We start from the raw sequence: 18,884 nt of genomic DNA on the forward strand, positions 1-18,884 counted from the left end.
GCGGCTTTGGTATGAACGGCGAGAAGCCGCCGATTAGAAGGCCCGGATGGCGTTGCGGGTTGCCAGCACGTCCTCGGCGACATTGCCCGTCGTTGCCGGTACGGAGCCGACGAGATCCAGGAACTTGTAAAGTTCGGTGGCCTGCGAGTTGGTGACATAGATGATGTCGCGATCCTGCATCGGGAACTTCGTAGCGGCGAAGAAGGTCGACGGATCGCGCAGATTGGCGCGGAAGATGACTGGAACGTCCTGTCCGGGGAACTTGGACGTATTGATGCCGAGCTTCACGAGAAGATCGCGCTTGACGATACGATAGACATAGACCTGAGCCGGGTCGGCACGGGAATCGAGCAGTCCACCCGCTTTGCCGAGTGCATCCGAAAGCTTGAGATCGGCATCCTCGAACTCGAAACGTCCGTTGAGGCCCGAAGCGCCGAAAGCAAGATAAGTGCGGCGCTCACGCTCCACCATGATCGTGTCGCCCGGAACCACATAGATGTTTTCGGACGGCGTGCTGACGAGGTGGTTGTAGTTGACGCGGGCGGTCTTGCCGCGACGGATCAACGTGACATAGGATTCGATATTCGGGGCGCTGAGGCCCTTTGCATAGGAGATGACGTCGAGAACCCGATCGCCCGCTTCCGAAAGCTGAACCTTCGTCGGTTCCTTGACATCGCCCAGCACGGAAGCCTGTGCGGAGCGGCTGGAAATCTTGGTGATAAGAACCTGCGGCTCGATGGCGCGGTTGGCGAGCCGTTCCTCGATTTCGCTCTGCACATCCTCGACATTGCGGCCGGTGGCGCGAATCTTGCCCGCATAGGGAACGCTGATATTGCCTTCCCGGTCCACGGTCTGGTTCGGCAGGCTGATGAAGTTTCCGGGACGGCTGCCCGCGTCGTTCGGAATGAACAGGCCGCCGGCCTGGCTTTCAAAGATCGCGACTTGCACCACGTCGCCGACACCCATCGGCAGCGCCGGAACACCGCCCTTGCCGCCGCCGAAACTGCCGAGCAGGGTGGTGGTTGTGGTGTCGCCGACGTAATTGAGGACGGAGCTGTTGATGTCGAGCAGCGCGTAGTCGACACCGGCGGTTTTCTGCTTGTCTTTGGACGCGAATTTCACGGAAGCGTTAGATTCGATCGAGGCTGCATCGGGGCCGGAGGCCGCAGTAACCGTGCAACCCGCCAGTGCTGCAGAGGCAAGCAGAATCGAAACATTCAATAAACGCATTTGGTCCTCGAAATGAATGCCGTCCGAAAAGCAGAAATAATTCGGACATCGTATAAGTTTTTAAAAATAAGCACTTCATAAATGACACCGGTAAAGGAAATCCAAACCGGCATTACATCCGTTCAGCGGAATCGCATCCCCGGATGTTTACGTCCCCTGTCAGGCATATGCCCAATTTCAGACGATGCTTCAAGTTCATCATCGCTCAACTGCGCCGAAAAATTCCGGGCGAGGCACGATGTTTGAATCCCCCGATGGTGTCAGTATTGTTGCGCTTCAATATTCAGTTGGATGCCATAATCTCTTTGATTGCTGCATTGCGCTAGTGCAGTTTTGTCACGCTTGCACGGTTTCTTTTGTCGTTGACTGACGCGAAGAATAATCAATTGTTTTATAAATGTTTTTATGTGCCTGTCATGCCCGCTCAGCCAGTGCGAAATTCACCGTGTCCGCGAATTCACGCAGGAAACGCTCGCGTGAGAAGCGGGCGGCATTGTTGATGCAGGCGTTCTTGTCGAAGCGGTCGGAATTGTCGACGAATTCCTGCACGGCGGCGCAGATTGCCTCCGGTGTCTGCTCACCGAAATAAAGGCCGGTCGGATGGTTGGAGGCGCCAAGCGGAACAACGGTTTCCAGCACGCCGCCCTTGCCATAGGCGATGACCGGTGTGCCGAGCGCCTGGGATTCGACGGGTACGATGCCGAAATCGTCTTCCGCTGCAAAAACAAAGGCTTTTGCCTCGGCCATGTATTTGTGAAGCTCGTCATTGCCGACGAAACCGAGAATTTCGACATTCGGCGTGGCGATTTCGCGGATGCGTTTCATGTCCGGCCCGTCGCCGATGACGACCAGCCGTTTGTCGGGCATCTTTGCAAAAGCTTCAACGATCAGGTGCACTTTCTTGTAGGGCACCAGCCGCGATGCCGTGACGAAATAGTCACCCTTAAGCTCGGACGGAGAAAGATGGGACGTGTCCACCGGCGGATAGATCACGGTGGAATCGCGGCCATAACACTTGCGCACCCGGTTACGGATGAATTTGGAGTTGACCGTCATCAGGTCAACGCCGTTGGCGGTGCGGATGTCCCACATGCGGATATAGTGAAGAATGGCGCGCGCGATCCATGAGGTGAAGCCGCGCGTCAGTCTGGTTTCCTTGAGATACTGGTGCTGGAGGTCCCACGCGTAGCGGATGGGGCTATGGATATAAGAGACGTGAAACTGGCCCGGGCCGGTGATGACGCCCTTTGCGACCGCATAGCTCGAGGAAATCACCAGATCGTAGCCGCTCAGATCGAACTGCTCGATGGCGAGCGGCATCAGCGGCAGATAGGAGCGGTATTTTTTTCGGGCGAAAGGCAGCTTCTGGATGAAGGAGGTGTTGACGGGACGGCCGCCGAGAAACCCCCGGTCGCGCTCGCTCATGAAATCGACAAGGCAGTACAGATCCGCGTGAGGATAAATTTCAAGAAGGTTGTGAAGTACTTTTTCGGCCCCGCCTCTGTCGGTGAGCCAGTCATGCACGATTGCCGTCTTCATAATTTCCTCAACAATTTCAACGTAATAAAAATTTATGTTCCGCCCTGGAATGAAGTTGGGCGGTTTAGAATATCAGGTCTGTCTGCAGCCCTTGAAAATACGGCTGACGGCGTCAAATGGCGTAACGATTAATAAGAATATGCGGGTATGTCTGTGGTGGCCTAGCGTTAGTCCGCTCTTTAATAGCACTTTGTTCGCAAATGCGAAATATCCAACCTTCTTAATTCCCTTTCTTCCTTTGCAGTCAAACGCCAGTCGTCATTCCCTCTCTTCCAGCCGGAAAGAGATGGATACCACGGCACACCGGTTTTTTGGCGAAACTCCCGTTTTTTCACTGCCTTAAACGGTGCTGCCACCTCTCCTGAAGACTTGTCTTGCGTTTTGCCGATCATGGAAACCCATCATCGCGCCGCATTGTCATTGACAAGGCGTCTTATCGAGATATTCTGTTATAAAGATGCATATAACATAATAATGGAACGCATAAGAGCTGGGAGCTTGACCATGAGACGTAAACTTGCATTTCTCGCCACCGCCGCTTTGATGTTGGCGCCGGGTGTAATGATGGCTGCGGAGAAGGGCGGTGTTATCAATGTCGCCACGATCGGCGAGCCGCCGACCCTCGATCCCATGGCGTCTACTGCCGATCTCGTCGGCATCGTCACGCAGCATATTTTCGAAACGCTCTATACCTTCGACAAGGGCTGGAAGGTGACACCGCTTCTGGCGGAAAGCCTGCCCGAGATCAGTGCGGACGGCAAAACCTACACGATCAAGCTCAGGCAGGGCATCAAGTTCCATGACGGCAGCGACATGACATCCGAAGATGTCGTCGCTTCGCTCGGCCGCTGGATGAAGATCGCCTCGCGCGGCAAGCAGGCAGCCGGCTTTATCGACAATATCTCCGCGCCGGACGCCGGAACGGTCACGATTGCCCTCAAGCAGCCCTATGCGCCGCTCGCTTCGCTGCTCGCTTTCAATAATTCCGCAGCCATCATCCTGCCCGCCGAAAAGCAGGCGGAGCCGATGGCCGAATTCATCGGTACCGGGCCCTATATGCTGAAGGAACGCAAGGCCGACCAGTATATCCAGCTCGTCCGTTTCGATGGCTACAAGTCCCGCGATGGCGAAAGCGACGGTTATGGCGGTGCACGCCACCAGTATCTCGATGAAATCCGCTTCGTTCCGGTGCCTGATCCGAATACTCGCGTCGAAGCCGCCGTTTCCGGGCAATATGATTACGTCGATTCCATTCCGGTGGAATCCTTCGACAAGGTGAAGTCGTCGTCTGCCTCGCAGCCTTTGATGCTGAAGCCTTTCGGTTATCCGGTCTTCGTGTTCAACACGAAGGAGGGGCTTTCTTCCAAGCTGGAGGTCCGCAAGGCGGTGACCGAAGCGCTGAACATGGAAGACATGTTGGCGGCCGCTTTCGGCAGCACGGATTTCTATGCGCTCGATGGCGCCTATTATCCGTCCAATTTCTCCTGGCATTCGGAAGAGGGCGTCAAGGGCACTTACAACGTCGGCAACCCGGAAGCTGCTGCCGAAAAGCTGAAGGCTGCCGGTTATAATGGCGAGCCGCTGCGCATCCTCACCAGCCGGCAGTATGAGTTCCACTACAAGATGGCGCAGGTTGCTGCGGAATATCTGAAACTTGCCGGTTTCAAGGTGGATATGCAGGTGGTGGACTGGGCGACGCTGACGCAGCGCCGCGCCGACCCGAAGCTCTGGGATATCTACATCACCCATAGCCCCTTCCTGCCGGAGCCGGCGCTGATCGGTGCGCTCTCCACCGGCTCACCGGGCTGGTGGGATACGCCAGCGCGCAAGGCGGCGGTTGACGCCTTCACCTCGGAAGCCGATCCGGACAAGCGCATCGCGCTCTGGGCCAATGTGCAGAAGACGATCTATGCCGAGCTGCCGCTCATCAAGATCGGCGACTTCAATGCCGTGGCGGCCAAGTCCAACAAGCTGGAAGGCGTCGAGCCGGCTCCCTGGCCTTACTTCTGGAATGCATCGGTTACGAAATAAGGCCGGCACCGCACGCCGTCACCCCGGCCTTGAGCCGGGGTCCAGCGCGATCAAGTCCTTGATCGCAAGAGACCTTTTCACCACGCGGACGCTGGTGGCTGGATGCCGGATCAAGTCCGGCATGACGGAAGTGAGCAGTGGATCTTTAAGCAACCCGGTTCAACCGTCGCCTGATAGCGGCAATCACGCGCTTCGGAGCCTTCATACGTGATACGGTATATTTTCCAGAGACTTGCGGGAATGATCGTGGTGATGTTCCTCGTCGTCACCATCGTTTTCGTCATCCTGCGCGTAACACCCGGAGATCCGGCGGCCGTGATGCTGGGGCCGGATGCCTCGGCGCAGGATATTGCGGAGCTGCGCGGCCGGCTCGGCCTCGATCAATCGCTCGGCGTGCAATATGTCTATTATATAGGGCAATTGCTGAAGGGCGATCTCGGCCAGTCGATCTTTCTCAACATGCCGGTTGGATCGGCGCTGCTGGATCGGGCCGAACCGACCTTCTTCCTGACTATCTTTTCGCTGCTGATCGCCAGCGTCATCGCCCTTCCCATCGGCATCTACGCCGCTTACCGGCGGGGCTCTTTTGTCGATCAGGCAGCGACCACGGTGGCGATGCTGGCTGCAAGCATTCCGAGCTTCTGGCTTGGCCTTATCCTCATGCAGGTCTTCGCCGTGCGGCTCGATATGTTCCCGGTATCGGGTTATGGCGGTCCGGGCGCGAGCTTCTTCGAGCGCATGTATCACCTGACCCTGCCGGCAATCGCGCTCGGCCTCGTTTCCTCCGCCCTCATTTTGCGCTTCACCCGCGCCTCGATGCTGGATGTTTTAGGTGACGACTATGTCCGCACCGCCCGTGCCAAGGGCGTCAAGGAGCGCCGCGTGGTGATGAAACATGCGTTGAAAAACGCGCTTATTCCCATCCTCACCGTGCTCGGACTTACCGCCGCCGTGCTGATTTCCGGCGCGGTCGTCACGGAAACCGTTTTCGGTCTGCCGGGCGTCGGCAATCTCGTCGTCTCGGCCGTTCTCAGGCGCGATTATCCGGTCATTCAGGGCGCGCTTCTCGTCATCGCCGGGCTTTACGTGCTCATCAATTTTGCAATCGACATGCTCTATCTGCTGGTCGATCCGAGGGTTCGTTACTGATGGCCGATATCGTTTCCACCGCTCCGCCGGCACGCAACCCGACCGTCCTGTTCATTCGGCGCCTCGTGAAGCGCAAGACGGTCGCTGCCGGTCTCATTGTGCTGCTCGTCTTCGTGCTGCTCGCGGTTTTCGCGCCGATGATTGCGCCCTATTCGCCGTCGAAACTGTCGATCGTGAACCGCCTGAAGCCGCCAAGCGAGCTTTACTGGTTCGGCACCGACGAGTTCGGTCGCGACGTCTTCTCGCGCACCATCTATGCCGGAAGGCTGTCGCTTCTGGTCGGCGCCGCCGTGGTGGCGCTTTCGGCGCTGATCGGCATCACCCTTGGCCTGCTCGCCGGCTTCTTCCAGAAATTGGATACGCCGATTGCGCGGCTGATCGACGCGATGATGGCCTTCCCGGATATTCTGCTGGCGATTGCGCTGGTTGCAGCACTCGGCCCGTCGCTGACGACGGTGATCATCGCACTTGCCGTGGTCTATTCGCCGCGCCTTGCCCGCATCGTGCGCGCCTCGACCCTGGTGATCCGCGAATTGCCCTATGTGGAGGCGGCGAAGGCGCTTGGCATTTCCACCTTCCACATCATGACGCGGCATGTGCTGCGCAATCTGGTCTCGCCGATCCTCGTTCAATGCACCTTCCTTTTTGCCAGCGCCATGCTGGCCGAGGCCGGCCTGTCGTTTCTGGGGCTCGGTGTCAGCCCGGAAATTCCGACCTGGGGAACCATGATCTCCGCCGGTCGCCAATATATCGGCCAGGCCGACTGGATGACCTATTTCCCCGGCTTTGCCATCATTCTTTCCGTGCTGTCGCTGCAAATGGTCGGTGACGGGCTGCGGGACATGCTCGACCCAAGACTGCGAAGGGATTTGTAATATGACGTCCGGTGAACAGGCGAAAACGCCTCTTCAAGCTCCCATTCTTCTCACCAATGTCAAACCCGTCGGTTTCGAAAAGGGTGCACCACAGGCTTCGACCGATATCCTGATCGGCGGCGATGGCAGGATTGCTGCGGTTGGGCTTGGCCTTCAAGCGCCTGCTGATGCGCAGCGCATCGATGCCAAGGGTGCCTTCGTCTCGCCCGGCTGGGTCGATCTGCACGTGCATATCTGGCATGGCGGCACCGATATCTCCATCCGCCCCTCGGAATGCGGGGCCGAGCGCGGCGTGACCACGCTGGTGGATGCCGGTTCGGCGGGTGAGGCGAATTTCCACGGTTTCCGTGAATATATCATCGAGCCCTCGAGGGAACGCATCAAGGCCTTCCTCAATCTCGGTTCCATCGGTCTCGTCGCCTGTAACCGCGTGCCGGAACTGCGCGACATCAAGGATATCGATCTCGATCGTATCATCGAATGTTACGCCGAAAACAGCGAACATATTGTCGGCCTCAAGGTGCGGGCGAGCCATGTTATCACCGGCTCCTGGGGTGTTACGCCGGTCAAGCTCGGCAAGAAGATCGCCAAGATCTTGAAAGTGCCGATGATGGTGCATGTGGGCGAACCGCCCGCACTTTACGACGAGGTGCTGGAAATTCTCGGCCCCGGCGATGTCGTGACCCATTGCTTCAATGGCAAATCGGGTTCCAGCATCATGGAAGACGAGGACCTGTTCAACCTTGCCGAACGTTGTGCGGGCGAAGGCATTCGGCTGGATATCGGCCATGGCGGCGCCTCCTTCTCCTTCAAGGTGGCGGAAGCGGCGATTGCGCGCGGGCTGCTGCCGTTCTCGATCTCCACGGATTTGCATGGCCATTCGATGAATTTCCCGGTCTGGGATCTGGCGACGACCATGTCGAAGCTGCTCGCGGTCGACATGCCCTTCGAAAATGTCGTCGAGGCCGTCACCCGCAATCCGGCCTCCGTGATCCGCCTCGATATGGAAAACCGTCTCGATGTCGGCCAGCGCGCCGATTTCACGGTTTTCGATCTCGTGGATTCCGATCTGGAAGCGACCGATTCCAATGGCGACGTGGCGCGCCTGACGCGTCTGTTCGAGCCGCGTTACGCGGTCATCGGAGCGGAAGCGATTGCTGCCAGCCGTTATATTCCAAGGGCGCGCAAGCTGGTGCGCCACAGCCATGGTTATTCCTGGCGCTGAACCCAAATGGACAAGGCGGAGGAGGGCAATCCCCTCCGTCTTCCGCAGAGATTAAGGGATACCCGTCCCTGTATTATGAGGAATTCGCGTGAAACAGTCTTCGCTTGAGGCAGAGGGGCGTCATTCGCCCTATGACCGGCTCGCCGCGCTCGGCATTTCCCTGCCGCCGCCGCCGCCGCCGATCGCCAATTTCGTCACCCATGTGGTGGAAGGCAACATGCTTTATCTTTCGGGGCAGGGGCCGCGGGAGGAAAATGGCCATCTTTACGCCGGCAAGGTGGGCGCGGAAATCGGGCTGGAAGAGGCCTATAACCATGCGCGGCTCACCGGCATCAACCTGCTTGCCGTCATGCATGAGGCGCTGGGGGACCTGTCGCGGGTGAAAAAGGTGGTCAAGCTGCTCGGCATGGTCAATGCCGTCAGCGATTTCCGCGATCACCCGAGCGTCATCAATGGCTGTTCCGATCTCTTCATCGATGTGTTCGGCGATGCGGGACAACATGCCCGCTCCGCCGTTGGTTTCGGCTCACTGCCGGGCAACATCACCGTTGAGATTGAAGCCATCGTCGCACTCAAAGATTGAGGCCGTTCAATGGTTGCGCCAGCCCATCAGCTTTTCGATCCGTTCCGCCGAGACCCTGACCTGTTCGGTATAATGGTTCTCGTCCGCCAGTACCTTCTGCTCCGGCAGCACGATGGAAATTGTCGCCACGCATTCGCCCCTGTTGTCGCAGATCGGCGAGGCGATGCAGGCGACGGCGTAGTCGGATTCGGCGACCTGTATCGACAGCCGGTCATGGAAGGCGGCGCCTGCCGATTGCGACAGGGTCTCCGGGTTGATTTCCGCACGGCCCGTGGGAGAAGTGCGGGCGCAACGGCGGAAAAGCTCGACGCGTTCGGCCTCCGGAAGATGCCCGACGAGCAGGCGTCCGGATGCCGTCCAGTTCAAGGGAACGCGGGTGCCGACGCGCGAGGCGACCTGAAAATGGCTCGGACCGTCGGCCATGGCCAGCACCAGCATATGGTCGCCGTCGCGGCCGCAAAGCTGAACGGTCTCGCCGGCGTGGCGGCACAGATCGTGCATTTCGTGGGTGGCGACACCCATGAAATCCAGCGAGCGGGCATAAGCAAGGCCATAATGGTAAAGCCGCGCGCCGAGCCAGATGTTGCCATCGGCATTGCGCGCCAGCATGTTCTTTTCGACGAGATCGTCAATGATCACATAGACGGTGGAAAGCGGCGCCTTGATGGCCTTGGCAATGGCGTAAGCGCCAGCCGGCGATCCGGTTTCATAAAGATAATCAATAACCTGAAGGGCGCGGTCGATGCCGCTGACGCGCGAGCGCTTGGTCGCCTTCGCGTCCGGGTTTTCCTCCGTGGGAGAGACGGCGGTTGAAGGCATTTCGTCCAGTTTATGGGCGTCCAATTTTGGCTCCTCATGAATTTTGAGAAGCTATTACATTATTATGGCATATATGTCGATGCCCATCGCATCGCAAGGACAGGAGAAAGACATGACCGAGGATATCAGAAGCAGGATCGGCCTTCGCCCGGTCATCAACGTCTCGGGCACCATGACCTCGCTCGGCGCTTCTATCGTCGTTCCGGAAGCGGTAGAGGCCATGGCAGCCATCCTGCCGCAATTCGTCGAGATCAACGATCTGCAACGCAAGGCAAGCGCGGTGATATCGAGGCTGACGGGCGGCGAGGCCGGTTTCGTCACGGCCTCCTGCTCCTCGGGCATAAGCCTTGCGGTGGCGGGCGCCATTACCGGCAATAATCTGCTGGCCATCGAAAAGCTGCCCGATGTCGCGCCCGAGAAGAACGAGGTTTTGGTGCAGATGGGTCATGTGGTGAGCTATGGCGCGCCGGTGGATCAGGCAATCCGTCTCGGCGGCGGCAAGGTGGTGCTGATCGGGCAGGCAACATCGACCCATCGTTTCCACATGGAAAACGCCATCACCGAAAAGACGGCTGCAGCGGTCTATGTCGTCTCGCACCATGTGGTGGATTACGGCCTGCTGCATCTTTCCGAATTCGTCGAGATCGCCCATGCCAGGGGCGTGCCTGTCATCGTGGATGCGGCGTCCGAATATGATCTGAAGCTGTTTCTGGCGACGGGCGCAGATGTGGTGCTTTATTCCGGCCACAAGTTCCTCGGTGGCCCGACTTCCGGCATCGTCGCCGGCAAAAAGGAGCTGGTGCGCAGCGCCTTCCTGCAGAATATGGGCGTTGGCCGCGGCATGAAGGTCGGCAAGGAAAGCATCTATGGCGTGATGGCGGCGCTGGAAGCCTGGGAAAAGCGTGACCATGCCGGCATTCGCGAGCGTGAAACCGGCTATCTCAACCTCTGGAAAAAGACGCTGGACGGACGCCCCGGCGTGACGGCGCTGATCGAACCCGACCCGACCAACAACCCGCTCGACCGTCTGCGTGTCATCATCGATGCCGAGGAAGCGCATATCACCGCCTGGGACCTGACGACGGCGCTGGCCAAAGGCAGCCCGCCGATCATTGTCCGCGACCACGAGGTGGAGCACCGCTATTTCTATCTCGACCCCTGCAACCTGCATCCCGGCCAGGAAACCATTGTGGCTTCCCGGCTGGCCGAGGAGCTGGACAAGGCGCGCGCCTCCAACGAGGTGATTGCAACACCGTTCGAAGACCGCAGCCGCCACCGTTTCGACAGCATGCTGCGCTGGCCGGACTAAGTAACGACTGCATATGGAACGAGCGGGTGCCATGAGTTTCTTCTCCCCGAGGGGGAGAAGTCCGCGGCAGCGGGATGAGGGGGCAAGGGTGCGGTCTATCGCTGGCGTTGCCCCCTCATCCGACCCTTCGGGCCACCTTCTCCCCCTTGGGGAGAAGAAACAGGCGGCGACGCCCTGCCTGAGTTCAAATGAGAAGAAAAGAAGGGAACGATCATGACCATGCCGCAGGCAACACCGCTCCGTGCCGAAGATGCCGTGCTTTCCGTCCGCAATCTCACCACGTCCTTTCACGTGGATGGCGGCTGGAAACCGGTGGTGCGTGATATTTCCTTTGATGTCGGGCCGGGTGAGACGGTTGCGATCGTCGGTGAAAGCGGTTCCGGCAAAAGCGTTACCTCGCTTTCCATCATGCGGCTGCTGGATCGGGAAAGCAGCAGGGTGCAGGGTGAAATCCTGCTCGGAGGTCGCAACCTGCTCTCCCTTTCTGAAGACGCCATGCGGCGGGTGCGGGGCAATGAAGTGGCGATGATCTTTCAGGAGCCGATGACCAGCCTTAATCCGCTTTTCACCATCGGCGACCAGATTTCCGAAGCCCTGCTGTGCCATCAGCCGATGTCGAAAGCCTATGCGCGGGCGGAGACGATCCGCCTGCTGGAAAAGGTCCGTATACCCTCCGCCGCCTCGCGCTTCGATGAATATCCGCATCGCTTTTCCGGCGGCATGCGCCAGCGCGTGATGATCGCCATGGCGCTCGCTTCCCGGCCGAAGCTCCTGATCGCCGACGAGCCGACGACGGCGCTTGATGTGACCATTCAGGGCCAGATTCTCGACCTCATCAAGACGCTGCAGGAAGAGGAGGGCACCTCAGTCCTCTTCATCACCCATGACATGGGTGTGGTGGCCGAAATCGCCGACCGCACGGTCGTCATGTATCGCGGCGAGCAGGTGGAAGTCGGTGCGACGGCCGATATTTTCCATCGCGGCAAACATCCCTATACGCGCGCACTTTTGTCCGCCGTTCCGGTTCTGGGATCGATGAAAGGCGAGGAGAGACCGCTCCGTTTTCCCATCGTCAATACCACCACGGGTGAAACACAGGAGCCGGCGCGTCCCGCCGATACCGTTGACGCAGCCGCACAGCCGGTCCTGAAGGTGGAGGGGCTGACCAAGCGCTTCGATATTCACTCCGGTCTTCTGGGGCGTCTCCGCGGCCGGGTGCATGCGGTGGAAAACGTGTCTTTCGATCTCAGGGCCGGTGAAACATTGTCATTGGTGGGCGAAAGCGGCTGCGGCAAATCCACCACCGGACGCGCCATCATGCGGCTGATCGAGCCGGATGCCGGTTCGGTCGTGGTCAACGGCGAAAACATTCTCGCACTCGACAAGACGGGCATGCGGGACATGCGCAAGACGGTTCAGATGATCTTTCAGGACCCTTTCGCCTCGCTCAATCCGCGTATGACGGTGGGCGCGGCGATTGCCGAACCTTTTCTGGAACACCGCATGGGAAGCGCCCGCGAGGCGAAGGATGTGGTGGCCGACATGCTCAAAAAGGTCGGCCTCTCACCGGACATGGCGTCGCGTTACCCGCATGAATTTTCCGGTGGTCAGCGCCAGCGCATCTGCATCGCCCGTGCCTTGGCGCTCCAGCCCAAGGTGATTGTCGCGGATGAAAGCGTTTCGGCGCTGGATGTTTCCATCAAGGCGCAGGTCATCAACCTGATGCTGGACCTGCAACAGAGCCTCGATCTCGCCTTCCTGTTCATATCCCATGACATGGCGGTGGTGGAGCGCGTCAGCCACCGGGTTGCGGTGATGTATCTCGGCGAGATCGTCGAAATCGGTCCGCGTGCGGCTGTCTTCAACAATCCGCAACATGACTATACCCGCAAGCTGATGGCGGCGGTGCCGGTGCCGGACCCGGATCGCCGCAACACACGGCGAGGTGCTGCGAATGACGAGCTGAAAAGCCCGATCCGCGCCGTTGATTATGCCGTCAAGCCGCGTGAATATCGCGAGGTTTCGTCCGGCCACCTCGTCGCCTGTTAGAGTCCGGGTACGTCCGACATTGCGAAGGGGACGCGATAACCGCGCTTAAAACTTTCCTGCTGTCCAAGCCGGCGATACCACCGCTGTACCGCCGGAAAATCATCGAGACTGATTTTGTGGCGCGCGAAACGCGAGACCCATGGCCAGATGGCGATATCGGCTATTGAAAAATCGCTGGCCACGAACTCCCGCTCGCTCAAGCGGTCGTTCAATGTCCGGTAAAGCCGCGCCACATCCGCCGCGAAACGTGTCTCGGCAAAGGGGGCGTGTCCGGCATGGTAGGTCAGGAAATAATGGGCATAACCGAGTGTCGGGCCGAAATTGGCGGCCTGCCACATCAGCCATTCCGTGACGACCAGTCGCTCTGTCGCGGAGGCGGGCAGAAGCCGGCCTACCTTTTCGGCGAGATAGATGAGGATCGCGTTCGATTCCGTCAGGACGGTGCCGTTTTCATCGTCGACAATCGCGGGGATTTTCGAGCCGGGATTGATGCGGACGTAATCGGCGGCAAATTGCTCGCCCTTTTCGATGTCGATGGCGTGGCTTCGATAGGGCAGGCCCAGTTCTTCCAGCGCAATCGAGATTTTAAGGCCGTTGGGCGTGATCCAGGTGTAAAGGTCGATCATGCTAGTCGAACATTGCCTCATCCAGCGGCAGTGCCCGTCTGCCTTTCTTGCCGGTCACATCGGAAAGCTCCGTGTAAAGACCGCGCAATGTCAAAACCAGCTGGACGATGCGCGGATCGGTGACACGATAGATCACCGCCTTGCCTTCCCGTGAGCCTTCGATCACACCGGCGTCACGCAATTCGGCAAGCTGCTGCGAAAGCGTGGGTTGCTGGATACCGAGTTCATATTCCAGCGCGGAAACGGAGGCTTCCGTTTCCATTAGATAACAGACGATGGCCAGACGATTGGCGTTGGCGACAAGCTTCAAAAGCTCGCTCGCTTCCACCACGCTGCGGCAGATGAGATTGGAAACCGGTTTCGTCACGACTACAGGCCCATTTTTCAAACTACAAAAAAGTAGATTGTATGGCGAAAAATTTCAATGGCTTGAAGAGCCTCATCTCAGCGCTGTCTGGCATTTTTCAAAATCTACAGGATTGGTAGATTTCTCTTTCGCTTTCCGGCCGAGGATCGCCAAAACGTTTCTCGAAAACATTCTATAAAAAAGTAGATTGAATGGGAAATGAGGTGTCGACATGAAAATCGGGGTTCATCCCAACAATCTGCATTTACGTCTCGCCCGGCTCTGGCCCGGCGCCTTTGAAGAATTCGATCCGGAATTCGTGGGCTATCGTGAAGGCCGCGATACGGCAGCTCTTCTGGAAAAGGGCGACATCCATTTCGGCGGCACCGGCTCGACACCGCCCATTGAGGCGGATGCGCGCGGGCTTTCGGCGGTCTATATCGCTGCTTCCGCGCCGAGGCCCGCCAATGGCGCAATCCTCGTGCGGCGCGATAGCCCGATCCGCTCAGCCGCTGATCTCTCGGGAAAGCGCATTTCGCTGATCGATGGATCGTTTCACACCTATCTTCTGGCGCGCAGCCTGGAAGGGGCGGGGCTTGGCCTTGCGGATGTGACCCGTATTGAAAGCGGCGACAGCGATAGCCTGCGCGATCTCGTGGAAGGCCGTGTCGATGCCTGGGTGACGATGTCGCCGCGGCTGGAAAAGGCTCTGACCCATGAGGAGATCGGCCTTCTTGTCCGTTGCGGCTCCACCATTCCCAACCGTTCGCTATTCTGGACGCTTGCGCGCCACAACATAGCGGGCGAGACAGGGCAGGCAATTGCGGCCGAACTGGATCGCGTCGGCCGGGCCGTGATGGCGGATATCGACAAAGCCGCTGCCCTTCTCGCCGCCGAAACAGGCAGCGAAGGTGATGCACAGTCCTGGGCCAAGGTGCTGAGGTCGCGAGACCTTTCCGTCGTGGCCGCTGCCGAAAATATCCTTGCCGAACAGCAGGAGGAGGCCGATACGCTTTACAGGCACGGTCATTTCTCTTTACCGGTTCTGACCGGGCAATCAGCCAGCACGGGAGGCGGCAGATGAATGTTTTCTGGTACATGTGCGCACCCGATGGTGCCTATCCCTGGCAGCCGGAAGGGTCCCGCAAGGTCGATCTCGGTTATTACAAACAGCTGGCGCTCGCTTACGACCAGCTGGGTTACACCGGTGCGCTGTTTGCCACCGGCGCGCATGATGTCTGGGTTCTGGCGGGCGCGCTGCTTTCCTATACCGAGCGGCTGAAGTTTCTGGTCGCCATTCATCCGGGCCTTGTCGCGCCGACGCTGCTCGCCAAGATGGCGGCGACGCTTCAGGAGTTTTCACGCGGCCGCCTGCTGATAAATGTCGTCTCGGGCGATGCCAAGATGCTCGGCGCATACGGCATGACCATGCCGCATGACGAGCGCTACGATATGGCGGATGAATATCTGCAGATATGGCACCGGCTTTTCGCCGGCGAGACGGTGGATTTCAAGGGCCGGCATTTCCAGACGGAGGGCGCGAAGCTCGCTCTTCCGGTGGGGCAGGGCATCGAGCCGCCGCCATTGTGGTTCGGCGGGTCCTCGGATAAGGCCATCGACGTTGCGGCCAAACATGTCGAGACCTACCTCTCCTGGGGTGAAACGCCCGATCAGATCGGCGCGAAGGTCGATCTCGTCAAGGCGCGGGCAGAACAGCTTGGCCGCGAACTGGAATATGGCATTCGGCTTTATGTCATCGTGCGTGATACCGATGAAGAGGCCTGGGCCGCCGCCGCTGATCTCTACGGGCGCATGGATGAGCGTGCCATTGCCGCCAACCAGCGTTTCGTCGGCAAGACCGATTCCGTCGGCCAGCAGCGCATGACGGCGATGCACGGCGGCCAGAAGCCGGAGAACCTGCGCGATCTTGAAATCGCGCCCAACCTCTGGGCCGGCATCGGCCTCGTGCGGCCAGGCCCGGGAACCGCGATTGTCGGTTCGCCGGATACTGTTATCCGCACGCTGGAGGCCTATAAGAAGGCGGGCGTGAATACCTTCATCCTTTCCGGCATGCCATTGCTGGAAGAGGCGTTCCGCTTCGGCGAAAAGGTTCTGCCGCGGCTCGACGTATCGCGTGAGGTCTCGGCGGCAAAACAATTCACATGGTCGACTTTGTTCGACCGCGATCTCTCGGCCAAGGCCTCCTGAGCATGGCTTCGGGAGTGGAGAAGAAAGACATGACGGCAAGTCCGGCAACGACAATCGCACAAAGACGCATCGGCCCGCAACGCGTGGCCGAGCGGGTGCTCGCCGTTCTGGACACGGTGCTCGGCGCGGTCGCGGCAGCAATCCTTGCGGCGCTGCTCGTGGTGGTGCTGGTCAATGTCACGCTGCGTTATCTGTTTCACACAGGCTTCATCGGCGCGGAAGACCTCGGCATCTGGCTGCATGTGGCCATGATCGCGGTCGGTGCGCCGCTCAGTCTCAAAAGTGCGCTCGCCATGCGGCTCGATGTCTTCGTGCGGTTCCTTCCGCAACGATTTCACGCGGCGACCGAAGTTCTGGCCGATGCCTTCTCCTTTATCGCAGCACTCATCCTCGCTTTCGGCGGGGTAGAGATCGCGGCGATGCTTGGCGGCACATCTCCGACGCTTGGTCTGCCGGAATGGGTGCGTTTCGGCTTTCTCGGCGCAGGCGGCGCGCTTATCCTTTTCTATCTGGCGCTTCAGCGTGTCAGTGAAGGCAAGGTGTTTGCCGTTCTCGCATCTCTCGCCATCGCCATTGTGGCCTATGTCGGCCTGCCGGAAGTTTTTGTCGATACGAACCTGCCGCCGAGCCTGTTTCTGGCGCTGACGGCGGCCGTGGGGCTGGTGCTCGCTGCGCCGCTTGCCCATGCCTTCCTTGCCGCCGCCTATGTGGCGATTGCCTTCGGCAGCACCTTGCCGGAACCGGCCATCGTTTCGTCAACCGTGACCGGCATGTCGAAATTCCTGCTGCTCGCCATTCCCTTCTTCCTGCTGGCCGGAAGCCTGCTGACGGAATCGGGCGTCGCCAACCAGCTGGTGCGTTTCGCTGCCTCCATGGTCGGGCACCGGCGGGCAGGGCTGGCGCAGACGACGCTGTTGACCAGCGTGCTGTTTTCCGGCGCGTCCGGCTCATCGGTCGCCAATGCCGCCTTCGGTGCTTCCACCTTTCAGCCGGAACTGGTGAAACACGGCTATCCGCCGGCGCAGGCCGGTGCGATCATTGCCGCCACTTCCGTTCTGGACAATGTCATTCCGCCCTCCATCGCGTTTCTCATCCTCGCAACCGCCACCAATCTTTCGGTCGGCTCGCTGCTGGTTGGCGGTTTCTTTGCCGGCGGGCTGATGGCGGTCTGCCTTGCGGTGGCAATCCATTTCAGCGTGCGCAGCGTGGATACCTTGCCACGCGCGACGGGTGCGGAGCGCTGGCGCTCGGCCATCGCCGCCATACCGGCCTTCGGTCTTGGCGTCATCGTGGTTGTCGGCATCCGCATCGGCATCGTCACCACCACGGAAGCGGCAGCGCTTGCCGCACTTTACACGCTGCTTCTCGGCTTCGGTTACCGGCTGGGCGCGGGCCGCATTTTCGCGACCTTCCGGCAGTCGGCGGGTGAGGCGGCGGCCATCGGTCTTCTGATCGGCACGGCCGGGCCTTTTGCCTTCCTGCTGGCGGTTGACAATGTCTCGGGGCTCGTCACGGATTTTGTGACTTTGCTCGGTGGCAGCAAGATTGCGGTGCTTCTACTCTCCAACCTGATCCTGCTCGTGGTGGGACTGGTGCTGGACATTGGCGCGGCCATCCTGCTGTTCGGGCCGATCCTGCTGCCCGCCGCGGTGGCGGCCGGTATCGATCCGATCCATTTCGGCGTCATCCTCGTGGTCAATCTGATGATCCATGGCCTGACACCGCCGCTCGGCATGCTGATCTTCGTGGTCAGCGGCGTCACCCGTATTCCGGCGACAGTACTTTTCCGGGCTGTTGTTCCCTATCTCGTCTCTCTTCTCGTTTCCCTCGCCATTCTGTGCGCCTGGGCCATTTTCTTCTAAATCCGGGGTTTCATTCATGACTATTATCGATCGCCGCAATCTCCTGAAACTCTCCGCCATTGGCGCGGCAACGCTTGCCGCACCCGCTTTCGTACGTACGGCACATGCCAGAACCCGCAGCCTCACCGTCGCGTCGCTTTTCGCCGACGACAAGCCGGAAACGAAAATCTGGGTGAAGATCAGCGAGCTGGTTGAAGCGAAGCTGCCCGACCGTTTCCGCTTCAACATCGTCAAGAGCGGTGCCCTGGGCGGTGAAAAGGAAGTGGCGGAAAATATCCGCCTGGGCTCGGTTCAGGCGAGCCTTTCCACCGTCTCCTCGCTCTCCGGCTGGGTGCCGGAACTGCAGATCCTCGATCTGCCCTTCCTGTTCCGCGATGCCGAGCATGTGCGCAAGGTGGTGACGGGCGAGACTGGCACTGATCTGAAGACGAAGCTCGCCGCCCAGCAATTCATCGCCGCCGATTTCATCAATTACGGCGCTCGCCATCTTCTGACCAAGGAGCCGGTTACCCTACCGGAGCAGCTGGAAGGCAAGAAGATCCGCGTTATCCAGAGCCCGCTGCACACCAAGCTCTGGAGCGCCTTCGGCACCACCCCGGTCGGTATTCCGATCACCGAGACCTATAATGCGCTGGCAACCGGCGTGGCTGATGCCATGGATCTCACCAAGTCCGCTTATGCCGGCTTCAAGCTTTACGAGGTCGTGCCCTATCTGACGGAAACCGGCCACATCTGGGCTTCAGGCGTCGTCTATTATGGCGCGACCTTCTGGAACCAGCTGGACGACGAAGAGAAGAAGGTTCTCCTGGAAGCATCGAGCGAAGGCGCGCAATATTTCAACCAGCTGATCGTCGAGGACGAAGTGAAGTCCGTCGAGCTTGCGCTTTCGAAGGGCGGCAAGGTGCTGCAGCCGGAAGCGCTGGATGAATGGCGCAAGGGCGCGCAGGGCGTCTGGCAGGATTTCTCAGGCATTGTCGGCGGCATCGACAAGATACAGGCTGTGCAGTCGGCCTGATAATACGGCCCATCAAAA

At 59.4% G+C, this 18,884-nt stretch carries 17 protein-coding genes; 11 read left to right on the forward strand and 6 right to left on the reverse strand.

Annotation, left to right across the window (positions count from 1 at the left end):
• Window positions 1-33: 33 nt before the first annotated feature.
• From RAC79_RS20925 to RAC79_RS20935, 3 genes are all read right to left on the reverse strand, one after another.
• Window positions 34-1,230 (reverse strand): polysaccharide biosynthesis/export family protein, encoded by a 1,197-nt coding sequence (locus RAC79_RS20925; protein ID WP_003519875.1) that lies wholly within the window; start codon window positions 1,228-1,230, stop codon window positions 34-36.
• A gap of 414 nt (window positions 1,231-1,644) precedes the next feature.
• On the reverse strand, window positions 1,645-2,769 hold the full coding sequence (locus RAC79_RS20930; RefSeq protein WP_003519874.1) for a glycosyltransferase family 4 protein: 1,125 nt from the start codon (window positions 2,767-2,769) through the stop codon (window positions 1,645-1,647).
• A gap of 179 nt (window positions 2,770-2,948) precedes the next feature.
• Window positions 2,949-3,161 carry a hypothetical protein gene (locus RAC79_RS20935; RefSeq protein WP_125146320.1) on the reverse strand — a complete coding sequence of 71 codons (213 nt, stop codon included), beginning with the start codon at window positions 3,159-3,161 and terminating at the stop codon, window positions 2,949-2,951.
• A 112-nt stretch (window positions 3,162-3,273) separates the two neighbouring features.
• Between RAC79_RS20935 and RAC79_RS20940 the strand changes: the two genes are divergently transcribed.
• The 5 genes from RAC79_RS20940 (at window position 3,274) to RAC79_RS20960 (ending at window position 8,632) form a co-directional block, all read left to right on the forward strand.
• A complete protein-coding gene (locus tag RAC79_RS20940; protein ID WP_374997493.1) occupies window positions 3,274-4,800 on the forward strand; it encodes an ABC transporter substrate-binding protein in 1,527 nt (508 codons plus the stop codon).
• A 207-nt stretch (window positions 4,801-5,007) separates the two neighbouring features.
• Complete coding sequence (locus RAC79_RS20945) at window positions 5,008-5,949, forward strand: ABC transporter permease (protein WP_174039873.1); 942 nt, start codon at window positions 5,008-5,010, stop codon at window positions 5,947-5,949.
• The gene (locus tag RAC79_RS20950; RefSeq protein WP_125146319.1) at window positions 5,949-6,824 is read left to right on the forward strand and encodes an ABC transporter permease; all 876 of its coding nucleotides are present in this window, start codon (window positions 5,949-5,951) and stop codon (window positions 6,822-6,824) included. Before RAC79_RS20945 ends, RAC79_RS20950 begins: the two co-directional genes overlap by 1 nt.
• 1 nt (window position 6,825) lies before the next feature.
• Window positions 6,826-8,049, forward strand: a complete 1,224-nt coding sequence (locus RAC79_RS20955; protein ID WP_174039872.1) for an amidohydrolase/deacetylase family metallohydrolase — start codon at window positions 6,826-6,828, stop codon at window positions 8,047-8,049.
• 88 nt (window positions 8,050-8,137) lie between these two features.
• Window positions 8,138-8,632: a RidA family protein gene (locus RAC79_RS20960; protein ID WP_003519868.1), complete on the forward strand. Its 495-nt coding sequence runs from the start codon at window positions 8,138-8,140 to the stop codon at window positions 8,630-8,632.
• A gap of 6 nt (window positions 8,633-8,638) precedes the next feature.
• Here RAC79_RS20960 and RAC79_RS20965 read toward each other — a convergent pair whose 3' ends face one another.
• On the reverse strand, window positions 8,639-9,475 hold the full coding sequence (locus tag RAC79_RS20965; RefSeq protein WP_174039871.1) for an IclR family transcriptional regulator: 837 nt from the start codon (window positions 9,473-9,475) through the stop codon (window positions 8,639-8,641).
• A gap of 88 nt (window positions 9,476-9,563) precedes the next feature.
• On the opposite strand from RAC79_RS20965, the gene RAC79_RS20970 reads away from it, so the two are divergent.
• Complete coding sequence (locus RAC79_RS20970) at window positions 9,564-10,760, forward strand: aminotransferase class V-fold PLP-dependent enzyme (RefSeq protein ID WP_174039870.1); 1,197 nt, start codon at window positions 9,564-9,566, stop codon at window positions 10,758-10,760.
• Between the two features lie 213 nt (window positions 10,761-10,973).
• The gene (locus tag RAC79_RS20975) at window positions 10,974-12,809 is read left to right on the forward strand and encodes an ABC transporter ATP-binding protein (protein WP_174039869.1); all 1,836 of its coding nucleotides are present in this window, start codon (window positions 10,974-10,976) and stop codon (window positions 12,807-12,809) included.
• On the opposite strand, the gene RAC79_RS20980 is transcribed toward RAC79_RS20975, so the two are convergent.
• Both RAC79_RS20980 and RAC79_RS20985 read right to left on the reverse strand, forming a co-directional pair.
• Entirely contained in the window at window positions 12,806-13,435 is a 630-nt protein-coding gene (locus RAC79_RS20980) for a glutathione S-transferase family protein (RefSeq protein WP_174039868.1), read from the reverse strand. The genes RAC79_RS20975 and RAC79_RS20980 overlap by 4 nt on opposite strands.
• Before the next feature lies 1 nt (window position 13,436).
• Window positions 13,437-13,802 (reverse strand): helix-turn-helix transcriptional regulator, encoded by a 366-nt coding sequence (locus tag RAC79_RS20985; protein WP_065655633.1) that lies wholly within the window; start codon window positions 13,800-13,802, stop codon window positions 13,437-13,439.
• Window positions 13,803-14,013: 211 nt separating this feature from the next.
• On the opposite strand from RAC79_RS20985, the gene RAC79_RS20990 reads away from it, so the two are divergent.
• Genes RAC79_RS20990 through RAC79_RS21005 form a run of 4 tightly spaced genes read left to right on the forward strand, consistent with a single transcriptional unit; the run spans window position 14,014 to window position 18,866 of the window.
• A complete protein-coding gene (locus RAC79_RS20990) occupies window positions 14,014-14,865 on the forward strand; it encodes an ABC transporter substrate-binding protein (protein WP_065655634.1) in 852 nt (283 codons plus the stop codon).
• Window positions 14,862-15,989 (forward strand): LLM class flavin-dependent oxidoreductase, encoded by a 1,128-nt coding sequence (locus tag RAC79_RS20995; protein ID WP_174039867.1) that lies wholly within the window; start codon window positions 14,862-14,864, stop codon window positions 15,987-15,989. The genes RAC79_RS20990 and RAC79_RS20995 overlap by 4 nt, the downstream gene beginning before the upstream one ends.
• A gap of 29 nt (window positions 15,990-16,018) precedes the next feature.
• Window positions 16,019-17,851: a TRAP transporter large permease subunit gene (locus tag RAC79_RS21000; protein WP_174039866.1), complete on the forward strand. Its 1,833-nt coding sequence runs from the start codon at window positions 16,019-16,021 to the stop codon at window positions 17,849-17,851.
• A 16-nt stretch (window positions 17,852-17,867) separates the two neighbouring features.
• Window positions 17,868-18,866: a TRAP transporter substrate-binding protein gene (locus RAC79_RS21005; protein ID WP_174039865.1), complete on the forward strand. Its 999-nt coding sequence runs from the start codon at window positions 17,868-17,870 to the stop codon at window positions 18,864-18,866.
• The last annotated feature ends 18 nt before the right edge of the window (window positions 18,867-18,884 follow it).

This window comes from Agrobacterium sp. LR_9 (assembly GCF_041954855.1).
Taxonomy (GTDB): Bacteria; Pseudomonadota; Alphaproteobacteria; order Rhizobiales; family Rhizobiaceae; genus Agrobacterium; species Agrobacterium leguminum.